This window comes from Alkalihalobacillus deserti (assembly GCF_020734105.1).
Classification (GTDB): domain Bacteria; phylum Bacillota; class Bacilli; order Bacillales; family Bacillaceae_D; genus Halalkalibacter; species Halalkalibacter deserti.
In genome coordinates this window covers 215059-233970 of the sequence record NZ_JAJAFR010000005.1, presented here as the reverse complement: position 1 = coordinate 233970, position 18912 = coordinate 215059, and the positions used below count along the sequence as shown (strand labels likewise).

General features: G+C 37.1%; 22 protein-coding genes, 4 pseudogenes and 2 riboswitches. Of the genes and pseudogenes, 11 read left to right on the top strand and 15 right to left on the bottom strand.

Annotated features, from left to right (window positions below; all coding sequences use genetic code 11):
- Positions 1-6: 6 nt before the first annotated feature.
- The gene (locus LDX58_RS12100; protein ID WP_227937087.1) at positions 7-501 is read right to left on the bottom strand and encodes an endolytic transglycosylase MltG; all 495 of its coding nucleotides are present in this window, start codon (positions 499-501) and stop codon (positions 7-9) included.
- The gene (locus LDX58_RS12095; protein WP_227937086.1) at positions 491-877 is read right to left on the bottom strand and encodes a hypothetical protein; all 387 of its coding nucleotides are present in this window, start codon (positions 875-877) and stop codon (positions 491-493) included. The genes LDX58_RS12100 and LDX58_RS12095 overlap by 11 nt, the downstream gene beginning before the upstream one ends.
- Positions 878-1125: 248 nt before the next feature.
- On the opposite strand from LDX58_RS12095, the gene LDX58_RS12090 reads away from it, so the two are divergent.
- From LDX58_RS12090 to LDX58_RS12065, 6 genes are all read left to right on the top strand, one after another.
- Positions 1126-1329 (top strand): DUF1659 domain-containing protein, encoded by a 204-nt coding sequence (locus LDX58_RS12090; protein ID WP_227937085.1) that lies wholly within the window; start codon positions 1126-1128, stop codon positions 1327-1329.
- 35 nt (positions 1330-1364) lie between these two features.
- The gene (locus LDX58_RS12085; protein ID WP_227937084.1) at positions 1365-1580 is read left to right on the top strand and encodes a DUF2922 domain-containing protein; all 216 of its coding nucleotides are present in this window, start codon (positions 1365-1367) and stop codon (positions 1578-1580) included.
- 232 nt (positions 1581-1812) lie between these two features.
- The gene (locus LDX58_RS12080) at positions 1813-1989 is read left to right on the top strand and encodes a YvrJ family protein (protein WP_227937083.1); all 177 of its coding nucleotides are present in this window, start codon (positions 1813-1815) and stop codon (positions 1987-1989) included.
- Between the two features lie 813 nt (positions 1990-2802).
- A complete protein-coding gene (locus LDX58_RS12075) occupies positions 2803-3192 on the top strand; it encodes a GntR family transcriptional regulator (RefSeq protein ID WP_227937082.1) in 390 nt (129 codons plus the stop codon).
- Positions 3185-4084 carry an ABC transporter ATP-binding protein gene (locus LDX58_RS12070; RefSeq protein ID WP_227937081.1) on the top strand — a complete coding sequence of 300 codons (900 nt, stop codon included), beginning with the start codon at positions 3185-3187 and terminating at the stop codon, positions 4082-4084. The genes LDX58_RS12075 and LDX58_RS12070 overlap by 8 nt, the downstream gene beginning before the upstream one ends.
- Positions 4059-6056 carry a DUF6449 domain-containing protein gene (locus tag LDX58_RS12065; protein WP_227937080.1) on the top strand — a complete coding sequence of 666 codons (1998 nt, stop codon included), beginning with the start codon at positions 4059-4061 and terminating at the stop codon, positions 6054-6056. The genes LDX58_RS12070 and LDX58_RS12065 overlap by 26 nt, the downstream gene beginning before the upstream one ends.
- Before the next feature lie 243 nt (positions 6057-6299).
- Here LDX58_RS12065 and LDX58_RS12060 read toward each other — a convergent pair whose 3' ends face one another.
- The 8 genes and pseudogenes from LDX58_RS12060 to LDX58_RS12030 form a co-directional block, all read right to left on the bottom strand.
- Entirely contained in the window at positions 6300-6695 is a 396-nt protein-coding gene (locus tag LDX58_RS12060) for a DUF3895 domain-containing protein (protein WP_227937079.1), read from the bottom strand.
- A gap of 179 nt (positions 6696-6874) precedes the next feature.
- Positions 6875-7585 (bottom strand): hypothetical protein, encoded by a 711-nt coding sequence (locus tag LDX58_RS12055; RefSeq protein WP_227937078.1) that lies wholly within the window; start codon positions 7583-7585, stop codon positions 6875-6877.
- Positions 7586-7716: 131 nt separating this feature from the next.
- Positions 7717-7800: riboswitch (cyclic di-GMP riboswitch) on the bottom strand.
- Between the two features lie 8 nt (positions 7801-7808).
- A complete protein-coding gene (gene motB / locus LDX58_RS12050; protein ID WP_227937077.1) occupies positions 7809-8531 on the bottom strand; it encodes a flagellar motor protein MotB in 723 nt (240 codons plus the stop codon).
- A complete protein-coding gene (gene motA, locus LDX58_RS12045; RefSeq protein ID WP_227937076.1) occupies positions 8524-9324 on the bottom strand; it encodes a flagellar motor stator protein MotA in 801 nt (266 codons plus the stop codon). The genes motB and motA overlap by 8 nt, the downstream gene beginning before the upstream one ends.
- Before the next feature lie 90 nt (positions 9325-9414).
- On the bottom strand, positions 9415-10281 hold the full coding sequence (locus LDX58_RS26440; protein ID WP_227937204.1) for a sensor domain-containing diguanylate cyclase: 867 nt from the start codon (positions 10279-10281) through the stop codon (positions 9415-9417).
- 74 nt (positions 10282-10355) lie between these two features.
- Positions 10356-10622 (bottom strand): annotated as a pseudogene (locus LDX58_RS25955) (hypothetical protein); the annotation flags it as partial.
- Positions 10623-10711: 89 nt separating this feature from the next.
- Positions 10712-10846 (bottom strand): annotated as a pseudogene (locus LDX58_RS26705) (PAS domain-containing protein); the annotation flags it as partial.
- A gap of 210 nt (positions 10847-11056) precedes the next feature.
- A riboswitch (cyclic di-GMP riboswitch) is annotated at positions 11057-11151 on the bottom strand.
- Positions 11152-11673: 522 nt separating this feature from the next.
- On the bottom strand, positions 11674-12156 hold the full coding sequence (locus LDX58_RS12030; RefSeq protein WP_227937075.1) for a DUF2798 domain-containing protein: 483 nt from the start codon (positions 12154-12156) through the stop codon (positions 11674-11676).
- Positions 12157-12420: 264 nt separating this feature from the next.
- Between LDX58_RS12030 and LDX58_RS26700 the strand changes: the two are divergent.
- From LDX58_RS26700 to LDX58_RS25945, 4 genes and pseudogenes are all read left to right on the top strand, one after another.
- Positions 12421-12549: pseudogene (locus LDX58_RS26700) on the top strand (aldo/keto reductase); the annotation flags it as partial.
- 247 nt (positions 12550-12796) lie between these two features.
- Positions 12797-14299 carry a malate:quinone oxidoreductase gene (locus LDX58_RS12025; protein ID WP_227937074.1) on the top strand — a complete coding sequence of 501 codons (1503 nt, stop codon included), beginning with the start codon at positions 12797-12799 and terminating at the stop codon, positions 14297-14299.
- Positions 14300-14491: 192 nt separating this feature from the next.
- Positions 14492-14884 (top strand): aldo/keto reductase, encoded by a 393-nt coding sequence (locus LDX58_RS25950; protein ID WP_308017512.1) that lies wholly within the window; start codon positions 14492-14494, stop codon positions 14882-14884.
- Between the two features lie 26 nt (positions 14885-14910).
- Positions 14911-15108 (top strand): hypothetical protein, encoded by a 198-nt coding sequence (locus LDX58_RS25945; protein ID WP_308017506.1) that lies wholly within the window; start codon positions 14911-14913, stop codon positions 15106-15108.
- A gap of 185 nt (positions 15109-15293) precedes the next feature.
- On the opposite strand, the gene LDX58_RS26275 is transcribed toward LDX58_RS25945, so the two are convergent.
- The 3 genes from LDX58_RS26275 to LDX58_RS12010 all read right to left on the bottom strand — a co-directional run bounded on the left by LDX58_RS26275 (position 15294) and on the right by LDX58_RS12010 (position 17061).
- On the bottom strand, positions 15294-15848 hold the full coding sequence (locus LDX58_RS26275) for a CBO0543 family protein (RefSeq protein ID WP_289623494.1): 555 nt from the start codon (positions 15846-15848) through the stop codon (positions 15294-15296).
- Positions 15849-16028: 180 nt separating this feature from the next.
- The gene (locus LDX58_RS12015; protein WP_227937073.1) at positions 16029-16463 is read right to left on the bottom strand and encodes a VOC family protein; all 435 of its coding nucleotides are present in this window, start codon (positions 16461-16463) and stop codon (positions 16029-16031) included.
- Between the two features lie 205 nt (positions 16464-16668).
- Entirely contained in the window at positions 16669-17061 is a 393-nt protein-coding gene (locus tag LDX58_RS12010; protein WP_227937072.1) for a hypothetical protein, read from the bottom strand.
- Positions 17062-17212: 151 nt separating this feature from the next.
- Between LDX58_RS12010 and LDX58_RS12005 the strand changes: the two are divergent.
- Positions 17213-17479, top strand: a pseudogene (locus LDX58_RS12005) (GlcG/HbpS family heme-binding protein); the annotation flags it as partial.
- Between the two features lie 85 nt (positions 17480-17564).
- On the opposite strand, the gene LDX58_RS12000 reads toward LDX58_RS12005, so the two are convergent.
- Both LDX58_RS12000 and lrpB read right to left on the bottom strand, forming a co-directional pair.
- Positions 17565-17975 carry a hypothetical protein gene (locus LDX58_RS12000; RefSeq protein WP_372459169.1) on the bottom strand — a complete coding sequence of 137 codons (411 nt, stop codon included), beginning with the start codon at positions 17973-17975 and terminating at the stop codon, positions 17565-17567.
- A gap of 388 nt (positions 17976-18363) precedes the next feature.
- Positions 18364-18813: a transcriptional regulator LrpB gene (lrpB, locus tag LDX58_RS11995; protein WP_227937070.1), complete on the bottom strand. Its 450-nt coding sequence runs from the start codon at positions 18811-18813 to the stop codon at positions 18364-18366.
- Positions 18814-18912 lie beyond the last annotated feature (99 nt).

The window sequence follows — 18912 nt, the reverse complement described above, 5'->3', positions numbered from 1 at the left end:
CAACATTTATTTGAAAATAATTGAAATCACTTCATCAAGTGACATTTCACTATTCACTTCAAACGTACCTGGTCGTAAATCGTTCGCTAAGCCGCGCTTCTCTACCTCTTTAAAAAACGTCATCGCGCTATCGGTAATCTCTGCTCGTACAAGAGCTTCCCCAACATCTATACTTGTCATTCCTGGTGAGATGGTTAATAGGGTGCGGTAAATAATGACTTCTTTTACTTCTGTTTTTTCTTCAGTCGCCTTTTCTTCAGCTTCTGGTTTTTCTTCACTTTCCGTCTCCGCCTCAAAAGCAGCTAGCTGTTCTTGCCATTGTTCTTCTGTATGAATGACATAGCCGTCAGCACCTAATAAGCTAATCATCTCATCTATAGTCGGTTTTTCTTGTGCTTGTGTTGTAGTCGCTTCACTTGGTCCAAAGAAATAAACGGCCGCACATACACTTGCCGCAACCAGTAGTCCTCCAGCAAAGCTTTGCATCGTATTAGCTGTCATTGGCTGCTTTTCTCCTTTCACTCGTTGGTTCGATGTAAGGAGCAAGCATCAGTTTGACCTCAAAATCTGTTATCTTTGTTTTAGCTGCAATTCCTTCAAACGAGTAGCCTCGTCTATGTAAGTCAATCGCCTCTCGTAGTCTAGCACGTTGCTCAGAAACCTCTTTTTTTATTCCTGCTTCTTTTGCGGTAATTTCATGATCTAGCTCAAGGTAACGCAATTGCTTTTCTAACTGTTGTATTTCTTCCATGATTGTAATTGAAAACTGTTCAATCTCTGATTTCTCTATTTGAGCTGCTTGCTTTGCTTTTATAATCGACCAAAACAATAACAATACGGCTATACCAATCAAAATGGATAGTGTCCATTCCATCATGTCGTAATCCTCCCCATATGAATCTATTATTTAAACCGAATCTATTATACAATGATTTCATTTTAAATTCGATGTAATTCGCGGAAATACCGCAATATAACAAGGTTTTTTACAAAAAAACGACTTATGTCACACACCTCTTTAGCGCTTAATACCTAGAGATCCCCAAAGAATCTAAAAAATATTTTAAATCTACTATGACATTTTCCTCCTTCGCTTATATATACACAGTGAAAGGAGGTGTTACCATGCTAATCGATTCTCGCCTAGTTTTACTTTTTTCAAATGGAGTGGATGAAGATGGGAAGGACATTCAAAAAACGAAGAGCTTTAACAACATCAAGCCAACTGCAACAGACGAACAGCTAACGGCTGTAGTCAATGCGTTAACTCCTCTTCAAGAATGGACGCTCATGAAAGCCGATCGTACTAACCTTCACAGTCTTGTTTAGTCTAGTCCTACCAACTATAGAAAGGAGGAACACCTATGAGCAAACGACTTGAATTGATTTTTGAAAACGAGATCGGTGCAAATGTCACACTCTCGCTCGACAACCCTGTTTACCCTGCAAATCCAGTCGCGATCAGCGCTGCAATGGATTCCATTGTCGCAGAAAATGCTTTTGTCTCAAGTGGCGGTGAAATTATCGCTAAAAAAGCTGCACGTATCGTCGACCGTACTGTCGAAGAGATTACAATCTAATTACTAGAAGGAGGAGGGCTGCCCGAAGTCACTAAAAAAGTCCCTTTTAGTAGATTCGAGGAAGCAGCAATGGCCTCAAACGTTGCGCGCCTGCTATGAGAAAACTTACTCATAGTAGGCTTAAGACAAAGTAACGGTTCTGCTCATTGCTTAAAGGCCACTGAAAAAGGTGATCATACCTTCTTCAGTGGCCTCTGCTACCCTTCTTCTTTTTGAAAGGAGGAACGCCGACATGGACATGTGGCTCCCGTTTTTAAGTGAATTTGGTTTTCCCGTTGTCGTCACGCTCTACCTGCTTCACCGAATTGAGAGCAAGCTCGATACGGTTAACCATTCGATCTTAAAACTGCCAGAAAACATCCACCAGCTCCTTTACGTTCGAAGTATTGAGCATAAGAAGAATGGATGATGTGGTTTATAAAAAGCAAAAATCGTTTAAAGGGGCAAAGGGGCAACCGACAAAAATAGCAGAATATTTAGAGGGTGAAATTGAAATGATTTCATCCTCTTTATATACACTGGTATTCACGTTTGAAACTTAGGTAATTACTCAAATTTCTATTACTACCCTAGCGAAGTGAACCGATAATTAAATAGGTTATTGGATATTGTTTTTAAAATCACTACTTAAGCTTAGCTCATTAAAACGAAAATCTAAAACATTTCTATTACATAGGTTCGAAATAACTCTGCGGATGGAGTGGAGTAATTTTTATGATTTGCGGGCTATTAATCTTCACTAGCTTACTTGTCATTCATAGTAGAAGCTGATAAAGGGTTATACCAATCTAAGCTACAAGGTAGGAACCGAATCACCCTTTTTGCATCCCAAACATAAATCGCTTAATTGAAGAAAAAGAGTTTGGAATATATTCCAAACTCTTTTTCTAGTGCTCATAGTTACACTGCATTTTCGTATGTTTTTGTCTGTTATTATGGTACGTTTTAGTATTTTTCGCTCAATAAGAGAATGGGTTAACTTAGGATTGATTTCTTTTGTTTTGGATTTCGGCCACGTTCATTGAGATTCCAACAACTCTTCTCACTTTCAGACTATTTCTGGCCTAGTATCAGCTGTTTCACGATACGATCTCTTTTCTTGGAAAAATAATTTCCAGTTTTAGTTATTTACCTATTGCTATAACACTCCACCTGTATTATAGTAAATAATACAGGTGGTACAGGTAATACAATTTGTCCGTCAGTTTGAAAGGAGGCCTATATGTTTCAACTAGACATCAGAAGCAGAGTGCCCATTTACGAACAGTTAGTTGAGAAATGGAAGGAATTGATTATCCATGAAGTATATCAGCCCGATCAGCAACTTCCTTCTGTAAGAGTACTTGCCCAAGAATTAACTGTTAATCCTAATACCATTCAAAAGGCTTACCGTGAGTTAGAAAACCAAGGCTATATTTACTCGATTCCAGGCAAGGGGAAGTTTGTTGCCCCTCAAGCTATAACAACAAATAATGAGAAGGTGACGAAATTGAAACAGGAATTGCTTAAGTTGCTATCTGAAGCGCTCTACCTCGGGATTGATAAAGAGGAAATCCATTCTTTAATTACAATTGCTGAGCAGTCTACAAAAGGGGGGAATCAAGATGATTAACGTGATAAATCTCCAAAAAGGATTTGAGGGTATTGAGGCGGTTGATGGGGTATCGGTTCATATAAGGAAGGGGTCTATCTATGGTCTTCTTGGTTCAAATGGCGCTGGGAAAACAACTTTTTTAAAGATGCTCGCTGGGATTTACAAGCCACGTTCAGGGGAAATTCTCATCAATGACGAATCTGTATTTGAAAATGTAAAAATCAAACAAAGAATGATTTTTCTTGCTGATTCATTGTATTTTTACCCTAACACGACAATTCAACAAGCGGCTCACTTTTATCAGTCGGTGTATCCTTTTTGGAACGAAACCCGTTTTAACAAGTTACAGCAAGTGTTTAAAATTGATGTAACGAAAAAGATCCATCGCCTTTCTAAAGGAATGCAACGTCAAGTCGCTTTTTGGCTAACGCTATCAACGATGCCAGAGATTCTTATTTTAGATGAACCACTAGACGGCTTAGATGCGGTGATGAGGCAAAAAATAAAAAATCTTCTCATACAGGATGTTGCAGAACGGGAAATGACGATTTTGATTTCGTCTCATAATCTACGAGAAGTCGAAGATCTTTGTGACAATGTTGGCATTATGCATGGTGGGAAAATCATCATTGAAAAGGATTTGGATGACTTGAAATCAGATGTCCATAAAATCCAAGTCGCTTTTAAACAAGATATACCAGCTGACTTTTTGAACGATTTTTCTGTTCTTTACAAAGAGGAGCGTGGCAGTGTTCTTCTCTATATCGTTCGTGGGAAAGAAAGTAAGATTTCTACTCATGTGCAAGCGCGTCATCCGGCAGTCTTTGATTTACTTCCGTTAACCTTAGAAGAAATATTTATCTATGAAATGAGGGATGTTGGCTATGAGATTGAAAACATCATTGTTTAACCGAGGGATCTTTATACAAGACATCCGTAATGTCGGGTGGGTTGGTTTAGGCTATTTTCTATGTCTACTTTTTGCTTTACCGTTGCAACTTCTCATTTCTTATACAAACGAGGATCATTATCGTCACTACCAAATCCCTAAACATTTAATCGAGCTTACTAGTGATTTTCAGGTTTTCTTAACGTTTATCTTTCCTGTTTTATTAGCTATTTTCTTATTTCGCTATATACAAGTTAAACTTTCTAGTGATTTCACACACAGCTTACCAATTAAAAGAGAGCAATTATTTAACCAACATATTTTATTTGGTTTGCTGGTATTAATTTTGCCCGTTTTGGTTGTCGCTGCTATTTTACTAGGATTAGGTCAGTTCTTACCATATGATGAATTATTATCAGTTCCGTCTATCTTAAAGTGGATTGGCGTTACTACCCTCTTCAATGTCTTTGTGTTTTTAACAGGGGTGTTTGTCGGGATGTTCACAGGGATGTCGGTTTTACAAGGAGCGCTTACCTATATTCTCTTTGTTTTTCCTGTTGGAGTGACCGTTCTTTTCGTTTCTAATTTAGAATTTTATTTATTTGGTTTTACTTCTAATTATTATTTAACCCAACAGTTGGAAACGATTATTCCATTTATACGGCTTAGCCAATTAGAACGGATCCCATTGACAGCAAGTGAAGTGTTTATTTATTTGTTATTGAGTATTGGCTTTTATGTTTGCTCATTGATTGCTTACAAAAAAAGACAGGCCGAAACAGCAACACAAGCCATCGCATTTGAAGCATTCCGCCCTATTTTTAAATACGGTGTGACGTTCTGTACCATGTTAATTGGGGGCCTCTACTTCGGAAGCTTAGAAGGTGGCAGTGGTTGGATTTTATTTGGTTATGTGGCAGCCTCGATTCTAGGCTATGTTCTCTCTATGATGATCTTAGAGAAAACATGGAGAGTTTTTTCTAAATGGAAAGGCTATCTTGTTTATGTGGTCGTTGTTGTCATCTTGGGTCTAACCTTTCAAATTGATATGTTTGGATATGAAAGAAAACTGCCAAATGTTGAGGAAGTACAAGGGATCTACTTTGGTGACTCTCTCTATCAATTCAGCGACCAGGAAGCCGCTTATCATAATCGGCCCAAAGAGTACATCGAGCGAAGCTATTATTATGAGCAAAAGGAATTAATTGAAAAAATCACCAGTTTACACGCACAAATCATTATAGAGAAAGATCAACTTGAAAAAAGGTCAGATCACGAGCATTCTGTTGCTTTTCGTTATCAGTTAAAAAATGGAAATCAATTAATTAGACAGTATTATATTCCGATTAAAACCTATCAGAAGCTCTATAGAGACATAATCGAATCAGAAGAATACAAGCTAAATCAAAATCCGATCTTGAAGATTGAAAATGAAGATCTAACTAGCCTTTACCGAATTACAATCAATGCCTCTCATACTGGTAATCAAGTGACCTTAACCGATCCGAAAGACATCAAAGAATTTCACCAATTGCTACAAGTCGATGTAACGGATGAGACAATCGAGGAGCACTTTGATCAAAGGTACTGGTGGTCGGAGATTGCATATGAGTGGCCCGATAATAAAGTGCTTCATGTCTCTTGGAAGAAATCCTATACTTATATTGAAGATTGGTTAGCCGAAAAGGATCTTCTAACCCAAGCACGAATCACGGCCGCCGATATTACCCATGCATATGTGATTAAGAACACAGAAAATAAAGAATTGTATACGTTCATCCATGAAAATCAATTAGAATCAAATTTTGCAGATAGGCCAGATGCTATTAAGCTAGATGACCAAGAGGAGCTAGAGAAAGTTCTTAAGCAAGCCTCCTCTCATAATCAAGGTGAATATGTAATTGGTTTTTACTATAAACACGATCCATACCCTGACTTTCAAATCCTCCGTGCTGAACACGTACCTGAATTCCTTAGAAAAAAACTCCCATGACCTTGAGCCATGGGAGTTTTCCCTTTTAATACGTAAGGGAGGTTGGAATCCGGTAACTTCCGGTGGCTTTCCGGCAACTTCAGGTCGCTTTCCGGCAACTTCGGCTCCCTTTCCGGCAACTTCAGGTCGCTTTCCGGCAACTTCAGCTCACTTTCCGGCAACTCGCTCGCTTTCCGGCAACTTCGACTCGCTTTTCGGCAACTTCAGCTCTCTTTCCAGCAACTTCAGCTCTCTTTCCGGCAACTATTCTTCAACCAACATAAATATCGCATCACACTTTCGCCCGACGTATTGTTCATTATAGTCAACGAAATCACCGTGGCCAACGGGATCGACTTTAGTTAGTTTGACTAATTGATCCTTTTGAAGATGGGTTAAGTAGATCATCAGCTTAGGGTAGATCTTGGGGGTTCCTTGGCTGTAGGTTTCACTTGAAAGGCCTTTATGTTTAATGAGATGCTCACACATTTGTTTGACCGTGTATCCATCCTTAATCCAATTGAGTATCGATTCGTAATGCGAAGCGAGTGATGACGCGATCTTCGGAATGTTGCTTTCCGTTACAGGTGCTTTGTTCGGTTCTTCGATTTCTTTTTTGTCTGGCTCTAGATCTCCAAACAAACTAAGTTGCTCCATCATTTTGTCATCTCCTGTTTCTTGTAATCTCTTTTGTATCTATCATTTTAGCATCTTTTCGGCTTTTGGTTGTGTTTTATTCAAGATTGGAAGCGATAAAAAAAACAAAACGCAGGGTCCACTTATACTTCGACCCTGCGTTCATTCTTTAAAAATAGCAATGTGAAAATAGTTATCCCTCTCTATTTGTGATTTCGCACATGTCTATACACCGTTGAAGTTGATATGTTGTATTTCTCCCCAATCTCTTGCAGTGTGTATCCTTTTTGATAGTAAAGATTTCTCCATACTGGGATTAGTTCTTTTATTGCTTTACTCTTAGTTTTCTTACAGCGGATGTCCACTTTATCTCTTGTATTTCTGTAAACCGTATCAGCGCTAACGTGATACTTTTTAGCAATCACTTCGAATGAGAGTCCATCGGTATAAAGTTTGGCCCACTCGTCAATTAAGTGTTGGTAAACATTTCGGTTATTGGCATTAGGAATATTAATTTCATCTTTGATGGTATTATGTATAATTTTTTGGTGAAAATGGTAGGTGTCTCCTATGCTTTTTAATGATACTCCTTTTCTATATAAAGCAATCCACGTCCATTTTAAGTCTTCTATTATTGGATTCATTTCCTTATAAATGTTTGTTTTCACAGCTGTTTCGCTAACATTACATTCCCTTGCTATTTCGGCGAAACTTTTCCCCTTTTGATAAAAGGAAACCCACTTTTCAACCTCGCTCTTAAAAGGAGATTTTGTTCTTTTCCTGACACGATCTTTGATGTATCTTGACACCGTCTCCACTTGAACATTATATTTCTTTGCTATTTCAGTAAAATTTAAGTGCTTTATATTGTAAAGTTGAATCCACTCTTCTTCTAAATGTGTGTACTTTTTCACTTGTCCTCTTGCCATTGTTTATATTTGAGTCAGGAATCCGCTTAGAGGTTTTCCTGAAACAGTACCTCCTTTTTTAAAAGTAGATTACAAAAAGGGATTGCCGAAAAAAGGCATCCCTCATGTACCTGTTTTTTGGCAACCCGGCTACCATTGCTACTTGCTTTAGGCCCGTGGCTTTGCGTCCAAATCTTTCGATAAGTTTGCTATTATCAATAACGATTATTTAATTAAAGTAGTTTGGTAGGATTAGTACTTCAACGCGACGGTTCCGTTCCCTACCTTCTTCCGTTTCATTTGTTGCAATGGGTTGATACTCCCCGTGTCCTGTCGCACTTAAGTTCCTAGGGTCAAGCTCTTCATTCTCAAGGAGGATTTTCATGAAATTAAGAGCTCTTTGTGCGCTCAAATCCCAATTTGATTCAAAATTCATATTACTGATCTGTCTATTGTCCGTGTGACCCGCAACGACAATTTTCCGTGCTGGATCTGTTATGAGCATGTTTGATATTGTCTCAGCTAAGCGGACCGCATCCGACTTCACTTCGGCACTTCCTGAGTGAAAGAGAGCATTATCTAATATCGTAAGCAGCAAACCATCTTCTGTTAGTTTCGTCTCTAGATCTGAACTGAGATTGTTTTTTGCAATATATTGATCGATTTCTTCCTGGAGCTCTTTTAAATCGTTATGTTCTTTTGATTTTAAATCACGCTCTTCTGTTTCTTCAGGAGTTGGCGTCATATCTGGCATGGGATGCTCCATCACCCCGCTACCACCTTGAAAACTGTCATTAAAGGTGACCATCAGTTGTTGGTATTTTTCTGCATCGACGGAACTCACAGCGAATAAAACGATAAAGAGGGCAAGTAATAAGGTTAGCATATCTGCGTAGGGAATTAACCATGTTTCATCTATATGCTCTTCATGATACTTTTTTCTCCTACCCATTTACACTCTCCCCTTGGGTGACCAACTCTTTCACTTTCTTTCTTTCAAAATGAGGCACATACACGATTAACTTATCTTCAATAGCACGTGGTGGAACCCCCGCCTGCACCGATAAAACACCTTCAATGATTAGACTTTTTAATAACAATTCTTGTTTGGATTTTCGCTTTAATTTATTAGCAAAAGGATGCCATAATACATAACCCGTAAATATCCCAAATAAAGTCGCTACAAATGCCGCTGCAATGGCCTGGCCTAAGGCATCCATATCATTTAGATTTCCAAGAGCCGCAATAAGTCCTAGAACAGCGCCTAATACACCTAGTGTCGGCGCATACGTCCCCGCTTGTGAAAAGATAGCTGCTCCAGCTAGATGCCTTTCTTCAATCGCATCAAGCTCTTCTTCCATTGTATCTCTAATAAAATCTGGTTCTTGACCATCAACGACCATTTTCAACCCTTGCTGCAAGAAAGGATCCTCAATGTCTTCCACTTGATTTTCCAACGACAGCAATCCTTCTTTACGAGCCAATGAGCTTAGAGACACAAATAAAATAATTAAATTACTGATGTCCGGCCCTTTTTGTTCTTTCAACAAAACGCCAAATAACTTCGGTATCCTTTTTATTTCGTTTGAAGGAAAACCAATTAAAATAGTTGCTGCTGTTCCGATAAAAATTATAAAAAGTGCCGCTGGATTCAGCAAAACCATTAAACTAGTTCCTTTGAAAACCATACCTATGAGAATAGCTGCAACACCTAACACAATCCCAATAATCGATGTTTTATCCATCGTGTCACCCGTTTTCCTTTTCTGATTATATTTATAAGTTTGATAGTGTGAAATTTCTAAGTAAATGATCTAGATTAGTAGATAACTCTGTTAATTATTTTTACCTAGTTGTTTGGCCCGGTTCACGGCGGCAATTGATTTACTCATTAGGACATCAACAGAGTCTCCCTTCTCAGGAAAGATGCTGATACCGATGCTGGCCGTAATATACAATTCATATCCTTTTATCAGAAATGGTTTTTGGATCAATTGCAGAACTTTCTCTGCTAGTACTTCCGGACGATTCGCATCGCTGACATTTGAGAAAAAAACCGCAAATTCATCCCCGTCCATTCGAAAAAGACATTCCTTTTCCGGAGTTAAATCGAGTAAACGACAGGACACCTCTTGAAGTAATTCATCGCCAATAAGATGACCAAGTGTGTTATTACTATGTTTAAAGCGATCCAAATTAAAATATAAGATCGCAAAACTTTGTTCAGGCTCTGTGCTTAATACCCTTTGAAGAACTTGGTCAAACATCCTCCGGTTAGGTAATCCAGTTAAAGGATCATGATGCGCTAAATAACTCATTTTTTCTTCCGCTTGCTTTTGATCCGTGATATCTGAGATTATTCCATCTAAACGAATCAGCTTTCCATCGTTGTCTTGAACTGGTATCGTTTGATCGAGTACCCATTTGATCGCTCCACTCGAATGATAGATGCGATAATGATGGCGAATCGACTTTCCCTTAAATAAGTCAGTTTGCCTTTCAACAGCTGCTAAGTAATGATCGGGGTGAATGACCTTTTTCCAGAGCTCACGGTCCGCCTGCATGTCCTGCTTCGAATAGCCGTAAATGTTTTCAAACCCCTCTGATAGAAAGATCACTTCATTCGTTCCGATATCTACAGACCAAATAGCGATCTCAAGATTGTCAAAGATGATCCGTTTTTGATCCTCACTGTCTTGAATTAATTTCTCTATTTGTCGTTGCTCGGTTATGTCTTGAATCGTTCCGATGACCCGAACAGCTTTCCCATTTTCATCTAAGATGACGTCTCCTTGTCCTCTACTTCAATCATTCGATACAAATGATTAGACCAGTAGGCTTCATCCTCGATTACATCATAATCCCAACTACCTGTATTCCCAATCATTTGAGCGTAATCCAAGCTTTCTTGCGTTTTTGTTAACTCTTGCTCTTGTTTTTTTACCGTTGATACATCTCTCACAACCCCCAAAAAACCGATGATGCTATTATTGTGACTAATAGGAATGGAGGTTTTTTCAATTTTTATTTCATGCCCTTCTTTATTGGATAAGCGAACAGGTTTCTATTTGCTGCTCTTTTGTTCTCAAGTTAAAGAAAGAAACGTTGGACTTCTTTTGTTGTGCCATCGACTTAAAATGAGAAAACGGTTTGTTTCCATTCGTCCTTCTGATAACCTGTCAGCTGAAAGATAGCTTCATTTGTATCTAAGATGATTCCGTCAAGGTCACAGATAAAGCTGAAGTCCCTATGTGAGTGGAATAATTTTTTATAGGTCTCTAGTTAAGCTAGATCAATGGTTGCATTTTTATTAAGTGAAAGAGTACGAATTTTTTCTTTTAATACTGAACTCATCTGATCTACCTTCCCCTTATTTCTGTCTATGTTTTTTATCAGAAATACAAATCAAAGATCTTCAAGAAAAAATAAAAGCTACTCCCTAAATAGGAATAGCCAAATCGTTACGAACAACGGTTATTTGGTAACCAGGCTAACATAGTTTGGGTTTTCCCCACAACCTTAGTCCCTAGGCTTTGCGTCCTATTTTTTCAAATAGTTTGCCTTTATTTATTTAAAACGTCTATTTATCTTATGAAGCAATTTTATATGAAAAGCATGTAAGTTTCAACAATATTCTACAATAACCAACATTAACTAACAGCGTTCAACTCCCTATAACGAAAGGGTGTAGCAAATAAATGTTTATGGCTTTTAAGGAGATTTTTGATTTTAGCAGCTCTTTAATTGCACTTAGTATAAACAACGATTTCAATAATATGATTAACTTCACTGTTATAAGGTTTACACCCGTTTTTTTCATAGCAAAAGCGCATCGGCTCTTTACGATCCCATACGCAGACTTTTTTATTGCAACTACCTTCTATTATCTATATCTTTGAGTTTTGGGTAAGAAAACATATATGAAAATTAGTATTACCCTTAAATTAACGTGTCAGTTGAAGGACAGGCAGCCATCCTCAGGAACTAATTCACTGACATTTGAATGTTGTTTTAAAAACAGGGCAAGACATTGAAACCTATTTTGGAAGCTCTACCTAATACAAGCAAGCTACCTAAAAGTAGCTTGCTTGTTTTTAAACCATTAATTCTGGATTTTGTGTCGATGGTTTAATGTATTTAACTAATAGCTTACGTGAGATTGGTCCAACAATTAATAACTGCGAGGGGAGCGCCACGATAAAGTTTAGACCAACTATTTTAAGGTAAGCTGTGAATATTGAACCTTCAATTCCTGTCATTAACGCCGTTAAAATAAGTCCATATACTGACATAATAAGAACCATTGCAGGGACCATAAAAAAAGCAAGCGCCACAATAAAGTTGATTTCTTTTGATTTATCATAAGGTAGTAATAATGCAAATTTACGCGCACTCGGTTCAACTAATGACTCTGCGATAAAAGCGATGATAAATGTTACGATAAATTGAATAACAATACTTCCTACTGTAAACGATGAAAATCCGTGTAAAGCTGTGTTGTATACTGACATAACAAGAACCATTCCAAAACACATAAAAAGCCCGAAAATAATACCTTCTTTTTTATTACTAGGCAATTAAAAACACCCTTTCTTTTAGAGAATAAATGTAATTATATATGCCTAAAAATTTTTACATAAGTGACATTTTTATGACTTTTATGGCGATGTTAAATTACACTGTTGTTTTGACGTGAAAACTAAAATTGTATTTGTTTTATTGAAAGATATAGTCGTATTAATTCTAGCAGAGTTTTTAAAAATTATACTTTAACTATGGTGCAATCCTTCAAAAAGTAGGGATTGCCTTGTAAAGGTGCTTTTTGGAACAAATAGTCATTTCAGAATGCTAGTTATGAGAGTGCAAAGAAAGCAGTCGCAAAAGTTTTGAAATGACTACAAAAGGATTAATTAGATACATTTTTGATTCATCAACCATTTGGTGATGTATATGGTTCATGGCGTGCTATGATAAGTAAAAGCGAACATTTTATGTGTGTTCCTATCCTTGTATACGGACTTCTCACTTTTTACCGGCTTTTAAATAGTTAATAATTATCATATAATAGTAGATATTCAAATCTATAAATAATTGTAAGTAATAAACTATGATATGGTTTTATAATTAAGACAGAAAAGTGTGTGACTAGATCGCGCCTTAACTTGGTGTGACTCCTACATCTTTTCTGCAAATTTCAGGGGAAAAGGTTGGGTAAAAATGAGCAACGGAGAAACTAAAACAGACGTCATTTTAATTGGCGCAGGAATCATGAGTGCGACTTTAGGAACAATCTTGAAAGAATTAGTACCGGAATGGAAAATTAAAGTGTTTGAGAAGCTCGGAAACGCGGGAGAGGAAAGCTCTAACGAATGGAATAATGCGGGAACGGGGCATGCGGCACTGTGCGAGCTTAACTACACCGAAGAAAAACCGGATGGATCTGTAGATATTAGTAAAGCTATAAAAATTAATGAACAGTTTCAGGTTTCAATGCAGTTTTGGTCTTATCTTGTAAACAGCAAGCTGGTACAGAATCCACAGGATTTCATCATGACATTGCCTCATATGAGTTTAGTACAAGGGGAACAAGATGTAACGTTTTTAAAGAAACGCTTTAAAGCGCTATCAAACAATCCCCTATTCCAAGGGATGGAATTTTCCGATGATCCGGAAAGATTGAAGGAATGGATTCCGCTTGCTATCCAAGACCGCGCACCTGATGAACCTATAGCGGCAACAAAAATCGACTCTGGAACTGATGTCAATTTTGGTACTTTGACGCGCATGTTATTTGATCACTTAGAAAGTAAAAATGTCGATATAAACCACAAGCATAGTGTTAATGATATTAAACGTACTAGCGACGGCTTGTGGGAATTGAAAGTGCAGAATCTCGAGAGCGGTACTGTCGAACGCCATACTGCAAAATTCGTCTTTATCGGAGGCGGGGGAGGAAGCCTACATTTACTGCAAAAAACCGGTATTCCCGAAGGAAAACATATTGGAGGATTCCCGGTAAGTGGAATATTTATGGTGTGTAATAATCCGGATGTTATCGCGCAGCATCATGCAAAAGTATACGGCAAAGCTAAGGTTGGTGCTCCGCCAATGTCTGTTCCGCATCTTGATACAAGATATATCGACAATAAAAAGTCGTTGCTATTTGGACCATTTGCCGGCTTCTCACCAAAGTTTTTAAAATACGGTTCAATGTTTGATTTGTTAACTTCCATAAAACCGAATAATATCTTAACTATGTTGGCAGCAGGCGCAAAAGAGATGTCATTGACAAAATACTTGATTCAGCAAGTGATGTTATCGAAAGAACAGCGCATGGAAGAGTTACGTGAATTTTTCCCGAACGCCAAAAGCGAGGATTGGGATTTAGTAGTAGCGGGCCAACGTGTGCAAGTTATCAAAGATACTGAAGCTGGCGGCAAAGGAACGCTTCAAATGGGTACGGAAGTCATTACTGCCGCTGATGGATCAATCTCAGCATTACTAGGCGCTTCTCCGGGTGCTTCTACTGCCGTTCACGTTATGCTTGAAGTAATATCAAAATGCTTCCCTGAACATATGAAAGAGTGGGAACCGAAAATTAAAGAAATGATTCCTTCTTATGGCGTGTCACTAATGGAAAACCCAGAGCTTCTGCACGAAATTCATACTTCAACAGCGCAGACACTTGGCCTACGCGAAAAAGAACGAGTCTTTAGTTAATTCTTTGGATGTAGAAATCAAGGTATCGAATGAAAAGGTTTAAGCAACATTTTTCATTAATGGACAATCGTTTCTATGAGGAAGAGATTAATAGGTAATGATTGAAAATAACAGAGATCAAACACTTAAGGCATTAAGTAAATAATAGAGTATCTTTGGAAATAAAACACAGAACCCTTGATCTAAAGATTTATTCGTGTTGATCCAGATGTACCAATTGAGGAAGTAGTCGGAGTAGCACAAGATCTCATTAAGGAAGGTAAGATTAAGCATTGGGGACTTTCTGAAGCAGGGGTGGAAACGATTCGGCGCGCACACGCGATTCAGCCTCTCACTGCAATTCAAAGTGAGTACTCAATGATGTGGAGAAGTCTGGAAGAAGGACTGTTGCCTGCTCTCGAGGAGCTTGGATTCGGCTTCTTTCCTTTCAGCCCACTTGGCAAGTGCTTTCTTACTGGGAAAATTGATAAGAATACAACATTCGCTAAGTCCGACTTCCGCAACATTGTTCCTCGCTTCAAACCGGAGAGTCTCGAAGCAACAGGTTTTAGTCGACCTGATCAATTGCTACAGAGAAAAACGTAACGCCATCTCAAATCGCGCTCGCGTGGGTGCTTGCCCAAAAGCCATGGATTGTTCCAATTCCCGGCACACACAAATTGGAACGCCTGAAAGAAAATCTTGGCGCAGTGGATATTGAGTTGACTACCGAGGAACTAAGTAATTTGAACGATACTCTATCAAAAATTGAGATTTCAGGAGATCGCTATCCGGCAGGTTCAGAATATGCAAATAGAACGGGTAAATAATGGCGAGTTATATTTCACTCTCAAAAAGGGTTTCAATAGATCAACTCTACATTTTATAAATATATTTTTAATAGTAAGTATGAAAGGCTGCCGTAAAATTGGCAGCCTTTTTGTATGAGAGCGACTTAAACTATAGCAAAAAAGCAACTGCACTTATTCTGAAATCGCACCCTTTAGTTTAAGAGTTATTTCATTTTATCAAGAGGAAACTCAAACTGAGTCAAAATGAAAATGAAAACCACTCCTGATATAATCCACGCTAATAGTGGCTTTTTATAATGAATGGGAAATATGATAAACATAAACATGACAAATAAAACGGAACACCACATATTCCACCCATTATGATGAGAAATTAAACCGATGTGAAGATTGATATATTCAACTGAAAGGTATACCACTACCCAAAAAGCAAAATAGAATATTCTTTTTCCCCATTTATTTATCTTAAAGAAATATCCCAAATAAATCAAAATCGTAACAGGATAGCAAACAAACATAATCATTAACGAGATAGTTGTATGATTAAGAAACGGTAAAGGAAATACGGTTTCTTGAAAATGCCAAAATTGATGATTATAAGTTAAAAAGTTCTGTAGTAAGTCACATAAAATAAAAAAGAGTATTGTAGGGTAATACTTCTCCCAGTTTCTCCAATCACCCCAACGCCAAACCGCTAATAAAAATAGAAAATTATAAATGATATGCACGGATATTTCATTCCTTATGTAATTTGTCATGTATATATTTTTTACATTATTTGTAATATATATACTTTAATACATTAAAGAATTGTTTTCTTGAAGTAATCTGCCCGATAGTAAAATAGCGTTTCTGCTTGTTCCAGAAACGCTCCCCATTAGTTAAAGAACCAATTTTTGTATACTATTTTTTAATTCTTATAATACATACACCCATTGTTAATTCTCCCTTTTTTCCTCCCAAAGCTGTATACGTTCTTCATGACTAACCTCTTTATGTACTTGATGCAGCATCCATATATAACCAAAGGGGTCCATGAATATGGCGTTTGATACTCCGTAGTCAGGAATCTCAGTCACCGGTTGCACCTCTGTACAACCTAAATCCATCGCCTTTGCATATGTCTCCTTAATGTCTAGGACAGTAACATTAACCCAACTAGTTTTAGGGTCGTCAGGATTTGGTGCGACCAAATGGAATTCTGGGTTTTCATCTAACATATGAAATTGAACGTCGTATAGGATAAAAACTACCTCATTTTCACCACGAGGAAAGTTTGAAACCTCCACACGCTCGATATCAAATATATTTTCGTATAATTCCAATGCTTTTAAGCTATCTTTCACAACCATATCAATTTCTACTCCAACCATAATGATCACACTCCTTTTACAAGTTAATAAATATTCTTTACCTCGCCATTTTCCCCAGTTTATCAATTAAAGTATACCAAATTCATATTAATAACACGGTAAATATGGTTTTCTTATTGTACATCCTGCCACGTTAGCCATCCATGAATCAAACCTTCACACAGAAAATGAAAGTTTATTACGTTCTTTCATGGTAGCTTAATATCTAATTATTACTTAACAAAATAGTTTCAATATTATCATTCCATTCTACTGTCACTTCTACTTCGGAATTTTCAATTATTTTTGCATTGGTTGGATTTGCCTCACTACTACTTCTGAGAACACCACTTTCAGCCAATGTATAACCACTACCTCCAAAACCTCCTGCATTCGTTTCAATGCCAAAAGTTATATTTCCAACAGAATTAACATCATTTCCTGTATAATGTAGTTCGAAATCTTGTTGTTCATAATCATTACTGTGTTGTATAACCTTTAAAGAAGCTGACCAATTATCTGTCTCACCTGTAAAAGTAAAAGTGTGAATGTTATAACCACATGCCGATAGAACTAATATTAACAGTAGCCCTAATAACATTGATAACTTACGTAGCATATTACCCCCCCTTGTTATTTCATACGAAACTTAACCAACTTGCTCGTTACTTGAAGAAGAATAAGTGTATCCGCTTATTGTAGATACACACCCTTTAGTTTAAGTGAAAACATTAACAATTTTCATGCTTGATGGAGGTTTTCCAAAGTCGCTGGAGGAAGGAGGAAACTTAATTGCTATTCATCGTATGGATGATGCATGGCTAGCAAGCATTGATATTTCTCAAAATAAAGCTTGGACATCTGTGGCTCTAAAAATGCCAACTGCTAATTTAGCTGATGTGACTGTACCGAATACTGAATTATATGGAATAACTACAACAAATAATGGTCGCATTGTTGTTTTTGGCGGAGGAATTCCTCTTGTCAAGGATGGGAAAGTAGTAGGTGCGGTTGGAGCACATACCAATATTTTATAAATTTGATTTAGTACCAATTAAACCATAAATCCCCATTTTTTGGCACAAAGTCATCTCTAATTTTGATATATGGCATTGTATTCTTTTACTTATTCATTAAGCTATCTAGTAGGACATAACCGAAAACCAAACTAATTATCGTTGTTATATTAGAGTCCATTAATTGAAATATTCCCAATGAAAACGGCAAATAATGACCAAAGGAAGTAAAGAAAAGAAGTTGGGCTATAATTATATACAAGCTAGGCAGCCCTATGGCTACTAATTTCATCCAATTTACTTTCCATTGTTTTTCTTCCCTTATTTCCTGTATCAATCGTGGTATGCGAAGTAACATTCCTATGAATATAGGGAATAGTGTCCCAAAAATAACAAGTGAAGTTATTCTAAAAGTTGTTTCCGCTACCTCTACTAAATTAAGCTGAATTCTAAATCCAATGTATAATATTATCCCAATAACTATTGTCCCAATAAAATACTTTATAAAATTTTTCACCATTAACCTCCACTTTCTCATTTTCTACGGTTCAGCATCCTTAAAGCTCGGCATTATTATAGGAGCAATGAAACTTTTCACAAAACTGCATCGGCAGTTGAATAATACCTAAACTTTATTTTTATCTTAACATTATTTCCCTTTTATTTGGGAGGGAAAAGAAAAAAGCGTACCTGCTGTTATTACAGGAACGCACTCGTTACTTTAAGTGTAATACTTCACAAAATTAATAAAGAACACTCTCCTTGCACGCTTTCATCCCCAAATAACATGATGTATGTCTTCTCTAAAAAAGCCCTAGCTCGGACATGAAATTTACCAAGCTAGGGCCTTTTTATATATAATTTAGTAACGGTCTTTACATTCATACATGATGACAAGAAAAGTATTATTCACCAGATACTAATGTGGCATTATAACGTTTTTTTACTTCCTTAATAGACAAATAAAGCTGATAGTTTCCATATTTCAATAACTCATTCAATAGATTATTTAAAGCATCTTGTGAACCAACCGTTATCTTCAGAAGATAACATGCATCTCCCGAAACACGATGCGCTTCGGTAATTTCACTACGAATATCAATAAATTTCAATAAATCATCATGCGTATGAGCATTCATAAAAAAGATGACAAAAGCTGTATAAGGAAGCCCCATCTTCAATTCATCAATCACGATAGAATAAGCTTGAATGATGCCGTTATTCTCCATTTTTTTAATACGATTGCCAACAGCTTGTCCTGTCATATGAATATTTCCACCGATTTCCTTCCATTGTATACGAGCGTTTTTATTTAATAGTTGTAGTATTTGAAAATCAATTGAATCAATTTGCATAGTAATTCCTTTCACAGTGAAATTGTTATCAATAATAGTGTTTCATGAGACCATCGAAAATTCAATTAATTCTGTTTATAATTATACTATATAAAATTT

Excerpts from the sequence above, each read along its gene's own strand:
- LDX58_RS12100 (WP_227937087.1), bottom strand. The coding sequence starts at position 501 with ATGACAGCTAATACGATGCAAAGCTTTGCTGGAGGACTACTGGTTGCG.
- LDX58_RS12095 (WP_227937086.1), bottom strand. The coding sequence starts at position 877 with ATGATGGAATGGACACTATCCATTTTGATTGGTATAGCCGTATTGTTA.
- LDX58_RS12090 (WP_227937085.1), top strand. The coding sequence starts at position 1,126 with ATGCTAATCGATTCTCGCCTAGTTTTACTTTTTTCAAATGGAGTGGAT.
- LDX58_RS12085 (WP_227937084.1), top strand. The coding sequence starts at position 1,365 with ATGAGCAAACGACTTGAATTGATTTTTGAAAACGAGATCGGTGCAAAT.
- LDX58_RS12080 (WP_227937083.1), top strand. The coding sequence starts at position 1,813 with ATGGACATGTGGCTCCCGTTTTTAAGTGAATTTGGTTTTCCCGTTGTC.
- LDX58_RS12075 (WP_227937082.1), top strand. The coding sequence starts at position 2,803 with ATGTTTCAACTAGACATCAGAAGCAGAGTGCCCATTTACGAACAGTTA.
- LDX58_RS12070 (WP_227937081.1), top strand. The coding sequence starts at position 3,185 with ATGATTAACGTGATAAATCTCCAAAAAGGATTTGAGGGTATTGAGGCG.
- LDX58_RS12065 (WP_227937080.1), top strand. The coding sequence starts at position 4,059 with ATGAGATTGAAAACATCATTGTTTAACCGAGGGATCTTTATACAAGAC.
- LDX58_RS12060 (WP_227937079.1), bottom strand. The coding sequence starts at position 6,695 with ATGATGGAGCAACTTAGTTTGTTTGGAGATCTAGAGCCAGACAAAAAA.
- motB (WP_227937077.1), bottom strand. The coding sequence starts at position 8,531 with ATGGGTAGGAGAAAAAAGTATCATGAAGAGCATATAGATGAAACATGG.
- motA (WP_227937076.1), bottom strand. The coding sequence starts at position 9,324 with ATGGATAAAACATCGATTATTGGGATTGTGTTAGGTGTTGCAGCTATT.
- LDX58_RS12025 (WP_227937074.1), top strand. The coding sequence starts at position 12,797 with ATGAGCAACGGAGAAACTAAAACAGACGTCATTTTAATTGGCGCAGGA.
- LDX58_RS26275 (WP_289623494.1), bottom strand. The coding sequence starts at position 15,848 with ATGACAAATTACATAAGGAATGAAATATCCGTGCATATCATTTATAAT.
- LDX58_RS12015 (WP_227937073.1), bottom strand. The coding sequence starts at position 16,463 with ATGGTTGGAGTAGAAATTGATATGGTTGTGAAAGATAGCTTAAAAGCA.
- LDX58_RS12010 (WP_227937072.1), bottom strand. The coding sequence starts at position 17,061 with ATGCTACGTAAGTTATCAATGTTATTAGGGCTACTGTTAATATTAGTT.
- lrpB (WP_227937070.1), bottom strand. The coding sequence starts at position 18,813 with ATGCAAATTGATTCAATTGATTTTCAAATACTACAACTATTAAATAAA.